Here is a 19,131-nt window from a genome sequence, read left to right as displayed (position 1 = left end):
ACAAAGACCAGCACTTTCGTGCTGGAGCGTTCGACCCGGAGGTCAGCCGGTCGAGCGGTCGGCCGGCTTGCCGGGCTCGGGTGCCGCGAAGGAGCCGGGTTCCTCCTGATCGAGGGCGACATAGGGATCCTCCTCGCCCGCGACCGACTGGGTCAGGATCTCCTGCTCGGCCAGCAGCCAATATTCCTGCTCACGCCCTTCGGGCCGGCCGGCCGCCTCCCAGAGAGTATAGGCCCGCTCCTCGATGCGGCGCCGCAGCGCTTCGTCCATCCCTTCCACCCGAGTCACCTCCGCGGCCGTGACGATCGGCGTCATCGTAGCACCTGCACCTGCGGCGGCCAGTACCGGACGCGGAGTTGCCGCCATGATCTTTCAGTGCCTTAACCTTTACGTCATAATTTCATGCGAGATCGCGGATTGCTGCTTCGGCTTTTCAGGGCTATCGTTTTCGCCCATAAGGAATAATTTCGGGGAAGAAATGAACGCTCAAGGATCGGAGCTGGCGGGCCGGAGGCTTCTGGTCGCCGAGGACGTATCGGTGATTGCCTTCGATCTCGCCGATCTCTCGGAGAGGCTCGGCTGCACGGTGCTGGGTCCTGCCTCGTCGGTGGCGGATGCCTTGAGCCTGCTCCGGCAGGAGCAGCCGGATCTGGCGCTGATCGATGCCGAACTCGCCGACGGCTCGGCCGCTCCGGTGGCGATGCGGCTGCGCGAGATGGGCGTGCCCTTCGCCGTGGTGACCGGACATGCGGCCGAGGACCTGAGCGACACGATGCTGCGCAGCGCTCCCTGCCTGCTCAAGCCCTACACGTACGAGGAGATCGAGGTGGCGCTGCTCCGTCTGCTGCGGCGCGGGCTTTCCGATCGGACCTCGGCCGGGGAGAGACGCGAACCGCTCGACGAAAAGATGCAAAAAAGATAAACCTTCCCGATGCGCCTGACCCGCCATACCGACTTCGCGCTGCGCGTCCTGATCTTCCTGGGCCTGTGCCCGAACCGGCTCGCCTCGATCCGAGAGATCGCGGAAGCCTACGGGATCTCGGAGAACCATCTCGTGAAGGTGGTGCACGGGCTGGGCCGGGCCGGGTTCGTCGAGACGCTGCGCGGCCGCGGCGGTGGCCTGCGGCTGGCGCGGCCGCCCGAGGCGATCCGGATCGGCGACGTGGTCCGGCGCACCGAGGAGGACCTGGCGCTGGTCGACTGCTTCCCGCCGGCCGGTCGGTCGCCGCACGGCGGCGAGGCCGGCGCGGCGCAGCCCGTGGGCTGCGCCATCGGCGGCTGCTGCCGGCTCCAGACCGTCCTCGAGGAGGCGCTCGCGGCCTTCTTCGCCGTGCTCGACCGCACGACCCTGGCCGATCTTCTCCCCCAGCCGGATCGGGAGGCCATCGTGGCCCGGCTGCGGCTGCTCGTGGACGAGCCGCGGGAGCCTGCGCGCGTGCGCTAACGCACAGCCTTCCCGGCCCGGTCATGGCACGATCCGGCGCAGTGGAACTCAGCCGAGGCAGGGAGGTCGGCACGATGTCCTGGGGCTCGATCGCGATCGTGGTCGCGGTGCTGGCAGCGCTCTATCTCTGGTACGCCGCGATCGTGGCGCGGCGCAACAAGGTGCGCGAAGCGCTGAGCTCGATCGACGTGCATCTGACCCAGCGCCACGACCTGATCCCCAACATCGTGCAGCTCGCGGCACGGTACATGGCGCACGAGCGCGGTCTGATCGAGGAGGTGACCCGGCTCCGGTCCCGGCTCGAACGGCCGCTGGAGGACAGCGCCGCCGCCATGGGCGAGCGCTTCCGGGCCGAAGGCGAGCTCGCGCGCAAGACCGCCCGGCTCCTCGTGGCGATGGAGGCCTATCCCGAGCTCAAGGCGGACGCGACGGTGATCGAGGCGCAGCGCACCTGGACCGAGGTGGAAGCGCAGATCACGGCGGCGCGCCGCTTCTACAACGCCGCCGTCAACCGGCTCAACAGCCTGATCCAGATCTTTCCGGGCAGCCTCCTCGCCGCGCTCGCGGGCGTGGAAGCCATGCCGTTCTTCGAGGCCGACACGGCGGCGCGCAAGGCGCCCAGTGTCGAGGAGATCCTGGGCGCGGCCCGTCCGGAGCCTGAGCCGTGACCGGGCAGGAGCTCGAGGCGCGGCTCGAGCGGCGCCGGCGCATCACGCTCGGCTGGGCGCTCGCGGCGCTGGCGGCCGGAACCCTGAGCTGGCCGGTCGGTGCTGCGATCGGCAGCATGGGACCGGACTGGGAGGCGGTGGGCGGGGCCTGCTTCTGGCTCGGCATCATCGGCCTCGTCGCCGCCCCCTGGATCGTTCTGGCCTGGCAGAGCGCCATGGCGCGGCTCGTGCTGGAGGCGCTGGTCGCGGACCGGGCCGGGATCCGCTACGTCTGGGGCGAGGACGGAGCCCACGTGCGCGGAGCGCTCGCCGAGAGCGGCTGCAGCCTCGGCCCGTTCCGGACCAGCGGACTGGTCGAGCCGTTCGAGGGTGCCCGCGTCATCCACCTGCTGGCCGGCCGGTCGGGGACCGTGCCCTTCGCGCTGCTCGAGGCGAACCTGCTCCAGGACGAGAACGGCTATCGGGTGTTCGGCGGCGTTCTCGGCAGCTTCCGCCTGGCCCGGAGCCGGCCGGGGCTCACCCTCGTCCGGCGCGATCGCGGCCTTCTCGGCAACCTGATCGCCCGGACCGGCAGCCCCATCGAGCCGGTGACGCTGGAGGACCCGACCTTCGAGGGCGTGTTCGAAGCCTACGGCACCGATCAGGTGCTGGCCCGGACCATCCTCACCACCACCATGCTGGAGCGGCTGAAAGCGCTGGACGAGCATGCCCATGCCAGAGGCTTCATGTGCGCCTTCACCGGCGACCGGCTGCTGCTGGCGCTGCCCGGCATGCGCTGGCGCTGCCCCGCCTGGCGGCTCCTGCTGCCGATCGGCTCCTGGCTCGACGGCTACCGGCAGTGGCTCATGGGCCTGATCGAGCTGCCGGCGACGATCGCGGCCACGCTCGAGCTCGAAAGCATGCAGCTGGGTCCCGCCGCAGCCTCGGCGCCTGCGGTCGCCGACGCTCCGGTCAGCCTCGGCGCCACCGAGACGATCTTCTCCCTGGCCCCGTTCCGGCTGATCGGCGAGGTCGGCTTGCGGCTGATCTACGTCGCCTCGGGCCTGCTCTTCGGCGGGCTCGCCGCGTTCTTCGGCTATTGGGGGCTCGCCAGCGGCTTCGATTTCGCGCGCTATTGGCAGCTCGCTTTCATGATCCTCCTGGGCCTCGCCTACGGCGTGTTCGCCATAAGCCGCGGCGTGGTCGAACTCCTGCAGTTCTTCTGGCGCTGGAACGCGCCGCTGCGCGGCCTGCCCCGCGGCACCGAAGCGGGCGGGCCGGGGCGGGGCCGCTAGCGGAGGAACACCGTGGAGCGGCCCCGCCCCGCTGCCGGTCACGGCCCCGTCCACGGCGAGCAAGGTCACCCGCGCGCCCGCCGGCAAACGCTCCCGGAGCCGGGCGGCCTCGCTCTGGCTATGACCTCCCGCAGCGAGGCGGGCCGAGCCGTTTGAAGGTCGGCGCGTGGCGGGCGCGGATCGCCTTTTGGCCCACCCGCACGCCCTAGTCTTCGGGTCCCACTCCCCACAAGACCGTCTTTGGCAGCCAGCCGCGCTCGCCGCCGGCCTCGATCCGGCACCAGCCGTCGCTGCACTCGACCAGGGAGCCGATCACGCCGGGCTCGACCCGCGCCACCACGCGCGCGTTCGTGTCGGGTGAGCGGCGGAGCTCCTGGATCTCCTTCCCACGCACGAGCACGGTGCGGCGGAGCTGCAGCAGGCTCGCATGCGCCCAGCCGGTCTCGCCGTCCGGGTCTTCGATCCGCCGCCAGACGTCGAACTCCTCGACGATTCTCACGGGCAGGTTGACGCGCGTGTAGACCCAGCGGATCGGATGGTCGGTGCTGGGGCCGGTGCGCACGTTGACCTCGGAGGAGGCGAGCGATGCGAAGCGCGGCAGCGGCAGCCCGCTCGGGCCGATTCCGCGCGAGCCGGGGGGTGCCGCGTTCTCGGCCGCGGCTCCGCCCATGCCGGCGCCGAGCACGGCAAAGGCGAGGGCGAGGCGTCGGATGCGGGAGGAGAAGGCGGTCACGGACCGTGATCCCTTGCCAGCCGGAAACGATGCGCTCGTCATACCGCCCGCGGGCGGGGGATTGAAGCCCTCTGCACCGCAGCACCGCGTTTGAGCGACGCTGCCGTTTCTGCTACTGCCTAGCTCCAAGCCGCCGCGCTCCACTGGAGGTTCCCGATGCCGCGCAACCGACCGGTCGTCATCGTCACCCGCAAGCTGCCGGACGTGATCGAGACCCGGATGATGGAGCTGTTCCAGACCCGCCTCAACACGACCGACCAGCCGCTCTCCAAGGCCGAGCTGATCGAGGCGGTGAAGAGCTGCGACGTGCTGGTGCCCACCGTCACCGACCGGATCGACAGCTCGGTCCTGGCCCACGCCGGCGAGCGCCTGCGCCTGATCGCCAACTACGGTACCGGTGTCGACAACATCGACGTCGAGGCGGCCTACAAGCGCGGCATCACCGTCACCAACACGCCCGGCGTGCTCACCGAGGACACGGCCGACATGACCATGGCGCTCATCCTCGCGGTCGCGCGCCGCCTCGCCGAGGGCGAGCGCCTCGCCCGCTCAGGCGAGTGGTCCGGTTGGAGCCCGACCTCGATGCTGGGCCACCGCATCTGGGGCAAGCGGCTCGGCATCGTCGGCATGGGACGGATCGGCAGCGCCGTCGCCCGTCGTGCCAAGGGCTTCGGCCTCTCCGTCCACTACCACAACCGCCGCCGCGTCCACGAGAGCCTGGAGGCCGAGCTCGAGGCCACCTACTGGGAGAGCCTCGACCAGATGCTCGCCCGGGTCGACATCGTCAGCATCAATTGCCCGCACACGCCGGGGACCTTCCATCTCCTCTCCGCCCGGCGGCTCGCCCTTCTCCAGCCGCACGCCATCATCGTCAACACGAGCCGCGGCGAGGTGATCGACGAGGCGGCGCTCACCCGTCTCCTGCGCGAGAAGCGGATCGCCGGCGCCGGCCTCGACGTGTTCGAGCACGAGCCTGCCATCAACCCGAAGCTGCGCCAGCTCGAGAACGTCGTGCTCCTGCCCCACATGGGCTCGGCCACGATCGAGGGCCGCATCGACATGGGCGAGAAGGTCATCATCAACATCAAGACCTTCGCCGACGGTCACCGTCCGCCGGATCGCGTGCTGCCGAGCATGGTGTGAGGGAGGCACGAGAAGCCGGGAAGGGCCATCGGCGGGCGAGGTCGGGAGCTGTCGCGCGGCGCCGGTCACGGTGAGCGCCGCCCCCCGACCCGCGCCAGCCGAATCGAGTCCGTCGGGGGCATCGCTTGCCCGGGTGGCCGCCGGGCTCCGGGGCGCGCCTGGAAATGAAGAGGGGCCGCCTTGCGCAAGGCGGCCCCGTTCAGCGAAGCGTAGGTGCTTCGGCGGTCGTCTGTTGACGTTATCGCCTGGTCTGAAGTCCGCGAGCGGACGTGATCGACATCCGCGCCGCAAGCTCGAGCCCACGCACCATAGCGCTAGACATCGGATCACCTCCTTTCTGCTGGTTGCCACCTGCCCGGAGTTCGCGCAGATCCCGGGCGGGCTGTCAACGATCGATTTCGCTCGTGCGTAGGTTCATGTGCCCTCGAGCTCGCGGAAATCGGCCATCCAGCCGTCGCAGGCGGCGAAAAATCCGGCCTTGTGGATGCGCTGCCACGCCTCGAGCTCCCATGGCTCGTCGCTGGCCTCGAGATGGTCGAGGCCGAGATAGAGCCAGGCCGCGTGACGGGCGCCATCGGCCGTCGCGACCCGGTGCAGCTCGGCCCGGTACTCCTCGCTCTCGTAGTGGTTGATGCGGGCGATGTCGCGCCGGGTGGCGTGCCGCAGCAGGAGCCCTTCGACCCGGCTGCCGGATGCCGGGATCAGGACCGGGTAGCTGGCGCCGCGAGCCTGCACGCGGCGAAAGCCCGCGATCGTGGCGGGCGCCAGATCGTCGAGATCGATCGGCCGGGCCAGCACGTAGGCCAGCACGTCGAGATCGGTGAGCGTGCCGAAGAAGAACAAGGGCTGCCGGCCGGCCGCCGACAGCGGGATCATCTCTGCCACCTGAAGTGGCCGGGACACCGGGGCCAGCGCCTGCCGCATCGCCACCACCTCCGTCCGTTGCCGCCGCGAGGGGCGGAGGGTCGTGCGCGGGAGATAGCAGACGATCGGCGCGATGCAAGGGCGCTCGCGGCCGCGATCGTTCCGGCTGGCCTCGGGGATCGACCTTGCGCTACGGGAAGGCAACCCGTGATCTCGAGAAGAGGAGCGCTCTTGCCGATCGTCCGCCTGCTGCACCGCCTGGGCCTTCTTCTGCTCGTGCTGCACGGCGCGCTGCCCACGACCCGTGCCGCCGCGGCGGCGATCCTCGACGATCGCCAGCGGCGCTGCCTCACCATGATCGCCTATGCCGAGGCGGCGGGCGAGGGTGCGGCCGGAATGGCGGCGGTGATGCGGGTGGTGCGCAACCGTCTCGCCCATCCGAGCTTTCCCAAGGACATCTGCGCCGTGGCGCTGCAGGACGGCCAGTTCCAGCCGGTGAGCGAGCGGCCCGCCCTGCGCAGCGCGCTGGCAGCACCCGAGGGCAAGAATCTCTCGGAGGTGCTGGGCGCCACCTCGCGCGAGGCGCGCCTCGTGCTGGTTCAGGCCTGGCGGCTCGCCGTGGCGCTCGACTGGCTCGCACCCCGCGATCCGACCGGCGGTGCGCTCTACTTCGTCAACCCGACCCTCATGGACCCCGCCAAATGCCCCTGGTTCGCCGGGCTGAAGCGAACCGCAGTCATCGGGCAGCACGTGTTCATGACGCACTACGCCGCGGGCGAGCCGCGCGGGGCGCCGGCGCTCGACTGCAGAATGGCCGGCAAGGGCTACGGCAAGGAGAAACAGGTGACCGCGGCTGCGGCCTATGGCCTGTTCGACCCGCGCGGACCCAAGATCCCGACCCGGCCGGTGCCGCCGGCGGTTCTTCGCGCCTGGAGCCGCACCGGCGAGCTGGCGCGACGGCAAGAACAGCTCAAGCGCTACTTCCGGCCGGGATGGCGGCTCGCCGAGAAGCCCTGAGCGGCCGCCGACAGCGTCGCCTCAGCGCTCGGCGAGGGCGAGCTGCTGCGGCGTGGCCTCGATCCGGACCTTGGCCACGCCCTCTTCGATGATGCCGAGGCGGCGGGCGGCGGCTTTGGAGAGGTCGATGACCCGGCCTTTCACGTAGGGCCCGCGGTCGTTGATCTGGACGACGATCGAGCGGCCGTTCTCGAGATTGGTCACCGTCACCTCGCTGCCGAGCGGCAGGTCGCGATGCGCGGCGGTGAGATCGTCCTGGTCGAACGGCTCGCCGCTCGCGGTGCGCCGGCCGTGAAAGCCGGGGCCGTACCAGGACGCCACGCCGACCTGGGCGAAGGCGGCCCGGCCCCGCCCGGCATGGGCCTGGCCGGCCGCCAGGACGAGAGCGAAGGACGTCAGGATGAATGCCGTCAGTCGGCGCATGTCCAGCATCTCCGGTTGTGCGCTCTGCCCACGTTCCGCCGAAACTTCTCGACCTCCTTTCCGAGGCGGAAGAAGCAGAAGACGCCGTTCTTGGTGCGTCGAGAGACGCCGGACTAACCGGAGAGCTGAAGGATTGTTCCCGGCAGCATCGGACAGCAGGGATGGGACTGCCGCCGTTCTGCCGGGTGGCTGGCGATTATTTCGGTTTGCTTGATCAGCGTTCGCGAAGAGATGCAGCCCGGAACCGGGCGGTCAGTCGCCCAGCCGGCGCGCGGCCTTCTTGCCGAAGAGGTCGCGCGTCTCGCTGCGGTCCGGGTGGCCGTCCTTGTAGCAGACCCGCTCGCGCCGGTTGCAGACCACGTCGTCGTCGGCCCGGAAGACGTGGTTGGTGCCGAACGCGTCGCGCACCCGGTCGGCCTCGCGCGCGGCCTTCCTGCCGAAGAAGTCGCGCGTTTCGCTCACGTCGAGCTCGCGGCCGCGATAGCAGGTCTCGGTCGCCCGATCGCAGACGACGTTGCCCCGCCGCACGAAACGGCCGGCATCGTCGTCGTAGCGCCGGAACGGGCCGCCATAAGGGCCATAGCCGTAAGGGCCGTAGAACGGATAGCCGGGAAGCGGCCGGGCGTAAGGATCGCCGTAGGGACCGCTCCAGCGTATGCCGGAGCTGGCATCGCCGTACCCGCCTCCGTTGCCGTCGGTCACGCATCCGGTGAGAAGCCCCAGGGCCACGAGCGGGCCGAGAACGCGCAGCATGGCAGCACCTCAGAGGCGGCCGATGCGCCGCCGATCATGATAGATGGTCCATGTTCCGCTCATGCGCAAGGGAAGGCGCGCGCCATGCCGGCCCGAGCCTTGCCGGTTTCCGGCGCCCGCTCTACCCCTCGGGACGGCAGCACGAGGAGAGGTGCCATGATCGCGGGCACGACCTGGCAGGTCGACAAGGAGGTCGTCCGCTCGGCGCGGGGAGTCGTCGCGGCACAGAGCCGCGCCGCGGCCGAGGTCGGAGCCGAGATCCTGCGCGCCGGCGGCAACGCGGTCGACGCGGCGATCGCCGCCTCCCTCGCTCTCGGCGTGGTCGAGCCCTGGATGAGCGGCCTCGGCGGGGGCGGCTGCATGCTGGTCTGGCTGGCCGAGGAAGGTCGGGCGGAGGCCATCGACTTCGGTATGGTCTCGCCCCGTAAGCTCGATCCCGCCCTGTATCCGCTCGCCGGCGGCAAGGCCGGCGACCTGTTCGGGTGGCCCGCCGTCGTCGGGGACCGCAACCTGCACGGCCCGTTCTCGGTCGCGGTGCCGGGGCAGGCCGACGGCTACCGGCTCGCGCACGAGCGGTTCGGCCGCCTGCCCTTCGCCGAGCTCGCCGCACCCGCGATCGCGCTTGCCGAGGCGGGGCTCGCGGTCGACTGGTACGTGAGCCAGACGATCGCGAACGCGGCGCGCGAGCTGCGGCTCCATCCCGAAGCCGCCGCCGTCTGGCTGCCCGAAGGCTTGCCGCCGGTGCCGCCCTGGACCGGCGACCCGCTGCGGCTCGCGCTGCCGGGGCTCGCCGACAGCCTGCGCGAGCTCGCCGAGGAAGGGCCGCGCGGGTTCTACGAGGGCGGGCTCGCGATGCGGCTCCTGGCCGACTGCACGCGGCTCGGCGTGCCGATCGATGCGGCGGACCTCGCGGCCTACCGCGCCCGGATCACGGCACCGCTCGCGGCCGAGCATCGGGGCAACCGCTTCCTCGCCATGCCGGGTCTTTACGCCGGGACGAGCTTCGTGCGCTGCCTCGAGCTCCTGCGCGAGCTGGAGCCCGGCCGCGACCGTCACCCCGGCCCCGCCGCCTTCACGGCTTATGCGCGTGCTCTGCTCGGTGCCTATCGCGAGCGGCTGACAGACCAGGGCGACGATCGGCGCGCTCCCGCCTGCACCTCGCATCTTTCGGTGGTCGACCGTCACGGCAATCTGGTAGCGCTCACGCAGACCCTCCTGTCGACGTTCGGCAGCAAGCTGCTCGCACCCGGCACCGGCCTTCTCCTCAACAACGGCATCATGTGGTTCGATCCGCGGCCGGGCGGACCCAACGCGATCGGCCCCGCGAAAAGGCCTTTGTCGAACATGTGCCCGGTACTCGGCTTTTCGGGCGAGCGGCGCTTCGCGCTGGGTGCTTCGGGCGGGCGGCGCATCCTGCCGGCGGTGCTGCAGATCGCCTCGTTCCTGGCCGATTTCGAGATGAGCCTCGAGGATGCGTTCCGCCAGCCGCGGCTCGACGTGAGCGGGCCCGATCTCGTGACGCTCGATGCCCGGCTGGGCTTCGCCATCGAGCCGGACGCTCTGAGCGGGGTGCCCGTCCGCAGCCTGCCGCCGCAGCCGAGCCCGCTCCTCTTCGCCTGCCCCGGCGCGGTGCTGCACGACGCGGCCGAGGAGCGCAACGAGGGCATGACCGAGATCTGGCAGCCTCGCGCCGCTGCGGCGGCCGAGATCTGAGGCTCACCCGGCCCGCTCCTCGGGCGGACGCACGTGGCGGAACCGGGCGAGCAGGGCGAGGTCGTAGGTGATCTTGAGCAGGCCGGCCAGGAGCAGCGGCCAGCCGAAGCCCGAGAGCCCGAGGAGCCAGCCCGCGAGCGTCGGGCTCAGGGCCGCGGCCAGGCTGCGCGGCACGTTGGTGAGGCTCGCTGCCGCCGGCCGTTCGGGCGGGGTCACCACCGCCATGACGTAGGAGGTGCGCGCCGGCACGTCCATCTGCGAGAGCAGGCTGCGGACGAGAAGGAGGGCCACCGCCTGCCAGAGGGCGCTCGTGAACGGCACCAGAGCGAGGCAGACATTCGCCGGCAGATGGGTGAACACCATGGTCCGGATCAGGCCGATCCGCCGTGCCAGCGGCGGGGCGGCGAGATAGGAGGCGGCGCTGAGCACGCCGGTCCAGAAGAACAGCTTCGCCGCTGCAGCGAGCGACAGGCCGAAAGCGTCGAACAGCCACAAGGCGAGCAGCGACTGCACCACGAGCCCGCCGGCGAAGCTGTCGAGGCTGAAGAGGGCGGCGAGCCGATGGACGATCCGCCGCGAAGGCCCGAGCGGCGCCGCTGGCCGTCCGTCCGTGCCGTCGCTCCCGCGCGGCAGCCCGCGATAGGCCAGCCAGGCCGCGACGCCGACGAAGCCGTAGAGGACGAACATCGCCCGCAGACCGGCGAGGAGCGGGATGCCGAGCCGCTCCCCGGTCTCGGGCAGGACGGCCACGAGCGTGCCGCTGGCGCCGCACAGCGAGCCCACGAGGCTGTAGCGGGCGAAGAGCGCCGTGCGGTCGCGTTCGGCGGTGCTGTGGGCGAGCAGCGACTGCTCGAGTGGCAAGAACAGGCTGACATCGCCCGAGGACGGGTTGAGCGTACCCACGAAGGCCACGACGAGGAGCGGCCAGAAGCCGCCCGCGAGCGCGAAGGCGAGGCCCGTCGCCGCCATCAGTAGCGAGGCCGCGAGCAGTGTGCGGCGCGGATCGAGCCGGCCCGCCATGAAGCCCACGGCCAGCGTCAGCACCGACGAGCCCAACATGGTCGTGGTGGCGAGGATGCCGATCTCGAGCGCGCCGAGGCCCAGCGCCAGAAGATAGGAGGGCAGGACGATGCTGATCCAGCCGTCGGCGGCGGCGCGCAGGCCCCGTGCCAGCAGCAGGAGCCTCGCTTCCCGCCCAGCACCCGGCGGCAGGAGCAGGCTCATCGGCCGGCATCCGTCGGGCACGTCGCCCGGCGGAGCGGGCCGCTGCCCACCCTTGCCGCGATCGTCGCGGTGCTCGCCACGATGCCCTCCTCGATCCGCCGGTGGATCGGGCCCCCCGACCCGAGCATCCGCCGTCGGGGGGCGGCGCGCTGCCGGAGCATGACCCCGAGAGCGGCCCTTCCGCCATCCCCGAAATGCCGCGCGCGACCCGGCCTGCTCACCGCCGGCGCACGGTCCGGTTTGAACGGGCGCCGCGCTTGCGCTACACCCGCCCGTCTCGTGATCGGTGAAGGAAGCCCATGATGCGCCCCTCCGGCCGCGCCATCGACCAGATGCGCCCCGTGAGCCTCGAGCTCGACGTCGCCCGCCACGCCGAAGGCTCCTGCCTCGTCCGCTTCGGCGACACCCACGTCTTGTGCACGGCCACGGTCGAGGAGCGGGTGCCACCCTTCTTGCGCAACACCGGCAAAGGCTGGGTCACGGCCGAGTACGGCATGCTGCCGCGCTCGACCAACACCCGCACCCCGCGCGAGGCGGCGCGCGGCAAGCAGTCCGGCCGCACCCTCGAGATCCAGCGCCTGATCGGCCGCAGCTTGCGCGCCGTCACCGAGACGGATGCCATGGGCGAGCGCCAGGTGATCGTCGACTGCGACGTGCTCCAGGCCGACGGCGGCACGCGCACGGCCTCGATCACCGGCGCCTACGTCGCCCTGCACCGGGCGCTTCAGAAGCTCGTGGCCGCGGGCGAGCTGCCGCGGCTGCCCTTGCGCGAGCCGGTGGCGGCGGTCTCCTGCGGCCTGATCCAGGGCACGCCCGTCCTCGACCTCGACTATGCCGAGGACAGCACGGCCGAGGCGGATGCCAACTTCGTGCTCGCGGCCTCGGGCGGCATCGTCGAGATCCAGGTCACGGCCGAACAGACGCCGATCGGGGTCGAGCAGTTCGAGGCCATGCGCGCGCTGGCGAGGGCGGGCATCGCCGAGCTCGTGGCGCTGCAGCGGCAGGTTCTGGGGCTCGCCTGAGGAACGGAAGGCACGAGAATGCTGATCGACGGCAAGAGGCTCCTGATCGCGACCCACAATCCCGGCAAGCTCAGGGAGTTCGAGTTCCTGCTGGCACCGCACGGGATCGGGGTCGAAGGTGCGGCCGCCCTGGGCCTGCCCGAGCCCGCGGAGACCGGTGCGACCTTCGCCGAGAACGCGCTCTTGAAGGCGCGGGCGGCCGCCGAGGCGACCGGCCTGCCGGCGCTCGCCGACGACAGCGGCCTCGTCGTCTACGGCCTGGGTGGCGAGCCCGGCATCCACTCGGCCCGCTGGGCCGGACCTGCGCGCGATTTCGAGCTTGCGATCCGCAAGGTTCTGGACGGCCTGCGCCGGCGCTTCGGCAGCTTCGCGGCGGCCGACAAGCGCGCCGCCTTCGTCGCGGTCTTGTGCTTATGTCATCCGGACGGCCGCCACCGCTTCTTCGAGGGCCGGGTCGAGGGCACCCTGGTCGATACCCCGCGGGGGGCCAGGGGCTTCGGCTACGACCCGATCTTCGTGCCCGACGGCTTCGAGAAGACCTTTGCCGAGATGACGGCCGAGGAGAAGCACGCCATCAGCCATCGCCGCCTGGCGCTCGACGCTTTCGTGGCAGCCATCGAGCAGGACTGACCCGTCGCACACGGGCAGCCTTGCACCGCCCGCCGTTTCGCGCCATATACCGCCCGCACCGGGGCCGTAGCTCAGTTGGGAGAGCGCCTGCTTTGCAAGCAGGATGTCGTCGGTTCGAGTCCGATCGGCTCCACCATCAAGCCTTGCACCTAAGCCTTTGATTCCTTGGCTGTCTGGCGTCCTCGCCCGTAGGGGTAGCACGAGGGGAGACACGGGGTCCAGACGGTCGTGGAGCACTGGTGGAGCAGAGCTGCGGTGTGTCCGCGAAGCGGAGCAGAGTGCGCTCCGTGTCAGGCCAGAGGGGCACCCGTGGGGAGCCCCGAGGGTCTGGATTTTCCCTCGTCAACATTGTCCCACCCTGAGACTGAGTTACACTATTCCTAGTAATTTACTAGGGTTTCCCTACTACATCTTGTGCTCACTCCTGGGCAGCCCGAGTGTCACCACTCGCGAGCCGACGGCCAAGGATGCGGTACACGCTGGCCCTCCCAATGCCGAGCCTCCTGGCGATCTCCGCAGGACCGACCCCCTGCGCCTTCAGGTCCATCACCTGGGCGCTCTTGGCCCGAGCCGTGGGCTTCCGGCCCTTGTACTTCCCCTCGCCCTTCGCCTTCTCGATCCCGACCCTCTGCCGCTCCAGCATCAAGGAGCGCTCGAATTCGGCCACGGCCCCGAGCATGGTCAGCATGAGGCGACCCGTAGGCGTCGCCGTGTCGAGCCCCAGGCCAAGGATACGAAGGGATGCTCCGCTTGCCTCGATCTGGCGCACCAAGGCGATCAGGTGCTCTACCGAGCGGGCGAGGCGGTCGAGCTTGGTCACGACCAGCACGTCACCCGGCCGCAGGTGGCCGAGGGCCTTGTCCAGTTGGGGGCGCTCCTTGGCTACCGCCGAGACCTGCTCACGGTAGACCTTCTCGCAGCCTGCCTTGCGAAGCTCCTCCTGTTGGGCCTCGAAGCTGGCCTCTTGGTCGGTGGTGGAGGTCCGCGCGTAGCCGATCAGCATGGGTGTCTCTCTCGCCCGCGTTCGTCTCATTGGGGCTTCCTTCTTGGATGAGACGTATCACAAGGTCAACACCCATTCGTGTGAGACACATTCGAGGCGGCACTCTCGTGTGCCGCTGGGGCAAGCCCATGTGAGACACAAGGGTGGCCTGGGGCTGCTCGTCTCGTCTTGTCTCGTTGGCCCAAAGCCAATGTCGGTGGCCAGTCCTCTATCGGTCACAAGGATGGCCTCACATTCTACCGCCACAACCATGGTCTGCACCACGAAGGCGAGCACGAGGGCAAGCGCCAGAGCCGGATCGGTGAGGATCAAGTGCCAGCCTGAGCGATCCCATCTAAGGAGGCTCCAGTGACACCCCTGCGGGCTGGCCCCCGGCCCCACCCCCGTCTTCAAAAAGAGACGCTTTCGCTGCTCGTTGGTGGTGTTGGTGTTAGAGGCTGGGCTGAAGCGAACGCTCTCGGAAATCATGGCAGCCACGAGGGCAGCCCGGTAGGCCCCACCCCCGGTCCTCACAGAAAGGGGGGGAGTATCTTTTCCTGCAGGAGGCTCCATACCTCCCCTGGCTGGAACCCTTGGGTCTGAGCGGCAGCCCTTGCTCCTGGTTACCGAGGCGGGGTGTCATTCGACTGAACAGAGTGCCGGATAAGACACTGAAGGAGCTGAAGCGTGCCTTTTGGTCGCCTTAACCTATGAACGGCTCGACGGCGAGCTACGGTTCCGCTTACTTCCGCCCAGGAGGTAGATGCACCGTGCAGCCCACCTATTGGCTCGACCTTTTCACCTATGAGACGTGGACGGAGTTTCTCGCCGCTGGAGCCAACGTTTCGGGCTTCCGCGAGAAACGCTGGAACAACGTTCAGAAGATGAACAAGGGGGACATCCTTCTCTGCTACCTGACAGGGGTGTCTCGCTGGATCGGCCTCTTGGAGGTCGTCGGCTCGGCCTTCAAGGACGCCAAACCAATCTGGACGGCAGGCGACTTCCCCGCCCGCATCCCGGTGAAGCTGGTTGCGAAGCTGGAGCCAACTACGGCCGTTCCGGTGATCGAGCTGAAGGACAAGCTCTCCGTCTTCCAGAACCTCAAGAGCCCCCACGCATGGACCGGGCACTTTCGGGGATCGCCATACAAATGGAAACCACAGGATGGAGCTGCTGTCGTCGCTGCCGTTCTTGAGGCAGTGAAGAACCCTGTGGAGCGTCCCTTTGATGCGACAAAGCTCTACAAGACGCCCCCCATCCTGAAGGCGGCCAAGGGTGGGCTCGTGACGATCCCGGAAGATGAACCCGAGGAGGTGCCGCCGCCACCACTGAACGGCCATCTGCCGATTGCCTCTGCCGAGGCTGAAGTCAAGGAAGCGACGGCCCATACCGAGATACAATGGCTGCTTCTCAAGCTCGGCAACGACATGGGCCTTGATGTCTGGGTGGCCAAGAATGATCGAGGCAAGTCATTTCAAGGTAATCTGTTCACTTCTCTGCCTAGGTTAAAGCCAACCCTACCCCTTCAGTTCGATGAGGCGACCACCAGGACGATTGAGCTGATTGATGTTCTATGGCTGAAAGGCAATTCCATTCAAGCAGCCTTTGAGATCGAGAGTACCACCTCAGTCTTCTCTGGCTTGCTTCGGATGTCCGACCTGATCACGATGCAACCCAATCTGAACATACCACTGTACATTGTTGCTCCAGGCGAGAGGCGGGCCAAAGTGATGACAGAAGTCAACAGGCCAACATTCGCCAGATTAACACCACCCATGTCAGAGATGTGTCAATTCATCTCTTTCGAGGAGCTTCGTTCCCAGGTGTCTGTGGCGAAGAACTTCCTCCAGTTCCTCAAACCTGAGTTCCTGAACGCTTTCGCAGAGAGCTGTGATGTCGAAGATGGTTGACACCACTCGTTTCTTCTTGTGAGTGCAACGCCAGTGGGTAAGGACCGAGGTCATTGCGCAGTACTCCTCGCAGTGGCCCACAGCCTGGAATTTCGGGCCACCTCTGGGTCGAGAGTTGTGGGATTACGCAAGGCACACTGGGTCTTCCTGCGTAACCCCACATCTCAGCAAACGAGACCGAGCAATCCCTGAAGAAAGTAGGCAGTCACGCAGAAAGAACCCAGGGTCTTCTTGCGTAAATGCCTAGTTTCTCAAGCAAAAATGTTCTTCATGCTGAGACGACCAAGGTCGGAGAAACCTATCATTCTCCCACGGGGAGCTTCTGGGTAAGTGATAGGTTTCGGCTTAAGCCGCGAGTAGCGACGGTAGCCGACACAGACCCTTGCCTTTACCAGCCAAGCCGAAGTCCTTCCGCCGGGCCTCCTGCCAACCATAGGCCTTCAGCACGGTGGCAACCTTCGGGTTCTTGAGCATCCCGACCAGATGCTTCACCTCGACCTCCATCACCTTCGCCAACTCCGGGTACCAAAGGACACCATCTTCGGTGGTCGCCAGGAGCCGGGCCAAGCGGTCGATCTTGGTCACCCCCTCCTGCTCGCCCCCGAGGATCACCGGGGGCCTCGCCCCGTGCCATACCTCGGTGACGAGCCTAACGGCCCTCTCGATAGGCATGGTGACGAAGAGGCGCATAGGGGACGCCACCCCATCTTGGTCGATCACTCGCATGGAGCCTCTGGCCGCAAGCTGTGCCGCCCATCGGCAGAGATGGTTGTCTCGAACGGTGGCGTAGTCTCCGGTCATGGTCGAGCCCAAGGCAGACCCGATATCGGTGGCGTCCTTGAACCGCTGCCCACGGAGACCAAGGACAGTGCCGACCACAACCGACTTCCTCGGCCAGAACTCCCCGAACTGGAACACGGTGGTCGCCTCCTTCGCCCAATTGGCCCCGATGTAAGCCCCCCAGGTCATCACCAGGACACGCCTGCCATCCACCTCCCAGGCGTCTTCAAGGCTGTGGGCAGCCGGGATGTGCTTCCCTTCGACCAGCTTCTTCTTGACGATGACCAAGACGGTCTCACCCGGTGTGGTGTGAGTGGCGACCATCTGGCGTACCCAAGCGGCGTACTTCCGACAGTTGCTTTCCTTCTCGAAAAGGGTGGTCAGGTTGCCACGGAGACCTTCCGGGGGTGTCAGGTGGTAGACCCTGAGGTTCCGGTAATCGACCCTAGGTGCCGCCACTCGCTCCAGCCCAGGTGCCATGATCTCGATGTTGGCGAGGTCTGCTGTCGCATCGAGGATCACGAGACCGGGGAAGGGTCGGAAGTTGAGGCGGTAGGCGACGAACTCCTTGGGCGGCTGCCGGTAGAAGAACGTGTAGCCCTGTTGGGCCGTCTTGATGAATTCAAGGACGACCGCAAGGCCCTCTGCCGCTGCATGACGGTCCTTCACGTGGGCTGGCACGAACCGCAACAGGGAGCCGATCTCGGGCTTGCCGATCACGGACACGTCGTCGTCCTCCGTCACAAGCTGGGGCGCATCCAAGGCCGGGCCATTCGCTGCGGCCTGGAAGATGGCCTGAGCGCGATCCTTGACGGCTGCCAAGAGGGGTAGCCAAGGATGCGCCTTGTCGTAGTCGTCAACGAGCTTCCAGGCGTCTGTGAGGGCCGTAGGGTCAACCGCCAAGATCGAGACCAAGGTAGGCGTCTCGTCAACGAACACGATGGAGCGCCGTTCGTCTCCGCAGAAGGTCAGCCCACCGATGCCGTTCTTGTGGCTCGACCCGAGCAAGCTCTGATGGCACCCGATGGCAATTCGGGCTTTCCTGAGGTCTTCACGGGTGAACCTTGCGGCAGGGATGAACCCGAGGTCGATCTTGGCGTCCTCATCGTCGAGGTAGTCGCCCTCTGCGTCATGGGCCGACGTGAACACGGCCACCGCCCCGTGAAGCTCCTTGGGCAGGAGCTTGAGGAGGTGACGGTAGAGGTCGTCTGCCTGCCGCATCTGCTCCACGACCAGACCCGCCGTGAAGGTCGGATCGGTCATGATCCCCGCAGCCACGAGGGCCAGCGATGCCATGGTCTTGCCCGAGCCGGTAGGCGCACTCCCCACGCGGATGCGGGGTTTGCCTTCAAGGCGGTCCTTCAGGGCAAGCTCCGAGACGCGCCAGATCAGGCCATCGATCTTCGCATCGAAGGTGGTATGGCTGCCCTTGTGGCCCGTCACTTGGGCGACCCGAAGGGTGTGGAAGGTCGAGCGGATAGTATTGAAGTCGAACACAGGGTGATCCCTTTCAGTTGAGGCTCGTCTGAGCTATGGACGTGCGAAGTCGGCCCGGGGACGGCCCCAGGCCCTCATCGTAAGCAATGGTATTGGAATGCCGGTAGGCGGCTTCAGAAAACGCGATCTCTTCTCTCTAGGACAAGATCGCTCGTTTTTGAGCAGGCCCCGGTGTCTTTACGCAGCTATGCTGCTCGTGTCTGGCTCTGCCAGAGCGGCGCTTTTGCGGCTTTCAGCCTCGCCATGTCCTCATCCGAGATTGCCCTTCGTGCCTGCCTCAAGCTGCCCGTGGGCGACCTTAAGGGCCTGCTTCAGGACATCCGTGGCGTTCACGAAGATGCGTCCACGGTCGAGCATGTCCTTGGCGAGCTTGGCCAGTATATCCCGGTCCTCCATCGTCAATCGGATGGTCACACGGTCTGGCAACTTGTATGCGTTCATCTTCCGTCTCCTTCGTCTCGTTGTGCGTTGATCTCTGGTCTGACAAAAAAGGGGAGAGCGTCGCTCCCGCACAGCGAAGCGAGCAAGCTCTCGTTCAGAAAGCAGCGTCTCGGCTTCGCCGATCTTGCGGCTTTGCCGCTCTTGTCTATTAAGGAGGAATAAGCGCCCTGATGGCTGGTTCAACATGACCAAGGCGGCGCAGCACTTCGGGAAGCGGGTGCCTGAGTTCATGCGCCTGCCTTCCACGGTCGAGTACATAGCGGCGCTTCGGGAAGCGGTGGGAAAATCCCACCCCTTGACCGAGACCGTCGTCGGTAAGGGTAAGCCACAGGGTATCTGGGCGCATCCTCAAGGAAGCGCTGATCCATGATCGCCCTCTCTCTATAAGTGCAAATTTTCCGCAAAAATGGTGACTAACCAATTGGCATCAAAAGGAAACTCATTGCTTATCCACAGGATGTAATCGCTCGCGCAGAGCTAAGCTCGGCACAGCGAAGCGAGCACCTACAGCACAGCGAAGCGCACGAAGGGTCCTCGCCCCCGCATGTGAGGACTGCTGCGCTTCGGGCTGTGGAAGCTGCGGGGCGCTGGCCGGGGTAGGCTGTCATGGCAC

General features: G+C 67.7%; 20 protein-coding genes and 1 tRNA gene. 12 read left to right on the top strand and 9 right to left on the bottom strand.

Features of this window, described 5'->3' with window-relative positions; genetic code table 11:
* Positions 1–42 precede the first annotated feature (42 nt).
* A complete protein-coding gene (locus U1T56_RS13795) occupies positions 43–315 on the bottom strand; it encodes a DUF2934 domain-containing protein (protein WP_418160065.1) in 273 nt (90 codons plus the stop codon).
* 49 nt (positions 316–364) lie between these two features.
* Between U1T56_RS13795 and U1T56_RS13790 the strand changes: the two genes are divergently transcribed.
* The 4 genes from U1T56_RS13790 (at position 365) to U1T56_RS13775 (ending at position 3,386) form a co-directional block, all read left to right on the top strand.
* Positions 365–922 carry a response regulator gene (locus tag U1T56_RS13790; protein WP_418160064.1) on the top strand — a complete coding sequence of 186 codons (558 nt, stop codon included), beginning with the start codon at positions 365–367 and terminating at the stop codon, positions 920–922.
* Positions 923–931: 9 nt separating this feature from the next.
* Positions 932–1,444 (top strand): Rrf2 family transcriptional regulator, encoded by a 513-nt coding sequence (locus U1T56_RS13785; RefSeq protein ID WP_418160063.1) that lies wholly within the window; start codon positions 932–934, stop codon positions 1,442–1,444.
* Positions 1,445–1,518: 74 nt separating this feature from the next.
* Complete coding sequence (locus tag U1T56_RS13780; RefSeq protein WP_418160062.1) at positions 1,519–2,112, top strand: LemA family protein; 594 nt, start codon at positions 1,519–1,521, stop codon at positions 2,110–2,112.
* Entirely contained in the window at positions 2,109–3,386 is a 1,278-nt protein-coding gene (locus U1T56_RS13775) for a DUF3137 domain-containing protein (RefSeq protein WP_418160061.1), read from the top strand. Before U1T56_RS13780 ends, U1T56_RS13775 begins: the two co-directional genes overlap by 4 nt.
* A gap of 205 nt (positions 3,387–3,591) precedes the next feature.
* Here the strand turns inward: U1T56_RS13775 and U1T56_RS13770 are convergent, their stop codons facing one another.
* Positions 3,592–4,119, bottom strand: coding sequence for an SH3 domain-containing protein (locus U1T56_RS13770; RefSeq protein WP_418160060.1), 528 nt, complete (start codon positions 4,117–4,119; stop codon positions 3,592–3,594).
* Positions 4,120–4,275: 156 nt separating this feature from the next.
* Here U1T56_RS13770 and U1T56_RS13765 point away from each other — a divergent pair, with 156 nt between their 5' ends.
* The gene (locus U1T56_RS13765) at positions 4,276–5,262 is read left to right on the top strand and encodes a 2-hydroxyacid dehydrogenase (protein ID WP_418160059.1); all 987 of its coding nucleotides are present in this window, start codon (positions 4,276–4,278) and stop codon (positions 5,260–5,262) included.
* Between the two features lie 414 nt (positions 5,263–5,676).
* Here U1T56_RS13765 and U1T56_RS13760 read toward each other — a convergent pair whose 3' ends face one another.
* Positions 5,677–6,138, bottom strand: coding sequence for a gamma-glutamylcyclotransferase family protein (locus tag U1T56_RS13760; RefSeq protein ID WP_418160058.1), 462 nt, complete (start codon positions 6,136–6,138; stop codon positions 5,677–5,679).
* Between the two features lie 195 nt (positions 6,139–6,333).
* On the opposite strand from U1T56_RS13760, the gene U1T56_RS13755 reads away from it, so the two are divergent.
* The gene (locus U1T56_RS13755; RefSeq protein WP_418160057.1) at positions 6,334–7,143 is read left to right on the top strand and encodes a cell wall hydrolase; all 810 of its coding nucleotides are present in this window, start codon (positions 6,334–6,336) and stop codon (positions 7,141–7,143) included.
* A 21-nt stretch (positions 7,144–7,164) separates the two neighbouring features.
* Here the strand turns inward: U1T56_RS13755 and U1T56_RS13750 are convergent, their stop codons facing one another.
* Both U1T56_RS13750 and U1T56_RS13745 read right to left on the bottom strand, forming a co-directional pair.
* Entirely contained in the window at positions 7,165–7,566 is a 402-nt protein-coding gene (locus U1T56_RS13750) for a septal ring lytic transglycosylase RlpA family protein (protein ID WP_418160056.1), read from the bottom strand.
* Between the two features lie 252 nt (positions 7,567–7,818).
* A complete protein-coding gene (locus tag U1T56_RS13745) occupies positions 7,819–8,319 on the bottom strand; it encodes a YcgJ family protein (protein ID WP_418160055.1) in 501 nt (166 codons plus the stop codon).
* Positions 8,320–8,475: 156 nt separating this feature from the next.
* Between U1T56_RS13745 and U1T56_RS13740 the strand changes: the two genes are divergently transcribed.
* Positions 8,476–10,032, top strand: coding sequence for a gamma-glutamyltransferase (locus U1T56_RS13740; protein ID WP_418160054.1), 1,557 nt, complete (start codon positions 8,476–8,478; stop codon positions 10,030–10,032).
* A 3-nt stretch (positions 10,033–10,035) separates the two neighbouring features.
* Here the strand turns inward: U1T56_RS13740 and U1T56_RS13735 are convergent, their stop codons facing one another.
* The gene (locus tag U1T56_RS13735; protein ID WP_418160053.1) at positions 10,036–11,256 is read right to left on the bottom strand and encodes an MFS transporter; all 1,221 of its coding nucleotides are present in this window, start codon (positions 11,254–11,256) and stop codon (positions 10,036–10,038) included.
* 302 nt (positions 11,257–11,558) lie between these two features.
* On the opposite strand from U1T56_RS13735, the gene rph reads away from it, so the two are divergent.
* The 3 genes from rph to U1T56_RS13720 all read left to right on the top strand — a co-directional run bounded on the left by rph (position 11,559) and on the right by U1T56_RS13720 (position 13,044).
* Positions 11,559–12,278, top strand: coding sequence for a ribonuclease PH (rph, locus tag U1T56_RS13730; RefSeq protein WP_418160167.1), 720 nt, complete (start codon positions 11,559–11,561; stop codon positions 12,276–12,278).
* Between the two features lie 18 nt (positions 12,279–12,296).
* A complete protein-coding gene (gene rdgB / locus U1T56_RS13725; protein ID WP_418160052.1) occupies positions 12,297–12,908 on the top strand; it encodes an RdgB/HAM1 family non-canonical purine NTP pyrophosphatase in 612 nt (203 codons plus the stop codon).
* 60 nt (positions 12,909–12,968) lie between these two features.
* Positions 12,969–13,044: transfer RNA gene (locus U1T56_RS13720), tRNA-Ala, on the top strand.
* A gap of 282 nt (positions 13,045–13,326) precedes the next feature.
* Here U1T56_RS13720 and U1T56_RS13715 read toward each other — a convergent pair.
* Positions 13,327–13,911: a recombinase family protein gene (locus U1T56_RS13715; protein WP_418160051.1), complete on the bottom strand. Its 585-nt coding sequence runs from the start codon at positions 13,909–13,911 to the stop codon at positions 13,327–13,329.
* A 749-nt stretch (positions 13,912–14,660) separates the two neighbouring features.
* Between U1T56_RS13715 and U1T56_RS13710 the strand changes: the two genes are divergently transcribed.
* Positions 14,661–15,800, top strand: a complete 1,140-nt coding sequence (locus U1T56_RS13710) for a hypothetical protein (protein WP_418160050.1) — start codon at positions 14,661–14,663, stop codon at positions 15,798–15,800.
* Positions 15,801–16,145: 345 nt separating this feature from the next.
* On the opposite strand, the gene U1T56_RS13705 is transcribed toward U1T56_RS13710, so the two are convergent.
* A complete protein-coding gene (locus U1T56_RS13705) occupies positions 16,146–18,077 on the bottom strand; it encodes a DEAD/DEAH box helicase family protein (RefSeq protein WP_418160049.1) in 1,932 nt (643 codons plus the stop codon).
* Positions 18,078–18,326: 249 nt separating this feature from the next.
* The gene (locus U1T56_RS13700) at positions 18,327–18,518 is read right to left on the bottom strand and encodes a hypothetical protein (RefSeq protein WP_418160048.1); all 192 of its coding nucleotides are present in this window, start codon (positions 18,516–18,518) and stop codon (positions 18,327–18,329) included.
* Positions 18,519–18,642: 124 nt separating this feature from the next.
* On the opposite strand from U1T56_RS13700, the gene U1T56_RS13695 reads away from it, so the two are divergent.
* Entirely contained in the window at positions 18,643–18,888 is a 246-nt protein-coding gene (locus U1T56_RS13695; RefSeq protein ID WP_418160047.1) for a KilA-N domain-containing protein, read from the top strand.
* Positions 18,889–19,131 lie beyond the last annotated feature (243 nt).

It is taken from the genome of Benzoatithermus flavus (assembly GCF_037908215.1).
Lineage (GTDB): Bacteria > Pseudomonadota > Alphaproteobacteria > Geminicoccales > Geminicoccaceae > Benzoatithermus > Benzoatithermus flavus.
The sequence above is the reverse complement of the archived record's forward strand: the minus strand, read 5'-3'. Positions and strand labels throughout refer to the sequence as shown.

Coding starts and splice junctions, on each gene's coding strand:
- U1T56_RS13795 (WP_418160065.1), bottom strand. CDS start 315: ATGACGCCGATCGTCACGGCCGCGGAGGTGACTCGGGTGGAAGGGATG.
- U1T56_RS13790 (WP_418160064.1), top strand. CDS start 365: ATGATCTTTCAGTGCCTTAACCTTTACGTCATAATTTCATGCGAGATC.
- U1T56_RS13785 (WP_418160063.1), top strand. CDS start 932: ATGCGCCTGACCCGCCATACCGACTTCGCGCTGCGCGTCCTGATCTTC.
- U1T56_RS13780 (WP_418160062.1), top strand. CDS start 1,519: ATGTCCTGGGGCTCGATCGCGATCGTGGTCGCGGTGCTGGCAGCGCTC.
- U1T56_RS13765 (WP_418160059.1), top strand. CDS start 4,276: ATGCCGCGCAACCGACCGGTCGTCATCGTCACCCGCAAGCTGCCGGAC.
- U1T56_RS13760 (WP_418160058.1), bottom strand. CDS start 6,138: ATGATCCCGCTGTCGGCGGCCGGCCGGCAGCCCTTGTTCTTCTTCGGC.
- U1T56_RS13750 (WP_418160056.1), bottom strand. CDS start 7,566: ATGCGCCGACTGACGGCATTCATCCTGACGTCCTTCGCTCTCGTCCTG.
- U1T56_RS13745 (WP_418160055.1), bottom strand. CDS start 8,319: ATGCTGCGCGTTCTCGGCCCGCTCGTGGCCCTGGGGCTTCTCACCGGA.
- U1T56_RS13740 (WP_418160054.1), top strand. CDS start 8,476: ATGATCGCGGGCACGACCTGGCAGGTCGACAAGGAGGTCGTCCGCTCG.
- U1T56_RS13735 (WP_418160053.1), bottom strand. CDS start 11,256: ATGAGCCTGCTCCTGCCGCCGGGTGCTGGGCGGGAAGCGAGGCTCCTG.
- rph (WP_418160167.1), top strand. CDS start 11,559: ATGCGCCCCTCCGGCCGCGCCATCGACCAGATGCGCCCCGTGAGCCTC.
- rdgB (WP_418160052.1), top strand. CDS start 12,297: ATGCTGATCGACGGCAAGAGGCTCCTGATCGCGACCCACAATCCCGGC.
- U1T56_RS13715 (WP_418160051.1), bottom strand. CDS start 13,911: ATGCTGATCGGCTACGCGCGGACCTCCACCACCGACCAAGAGGCCAGC.
- U1T56_RS13700 (WP_418160048.1), bottom strand. CDS start 18,518: ATGAACGCATACAAGTTGCCAGACCGTGTGACCATCCGATTGACGATG.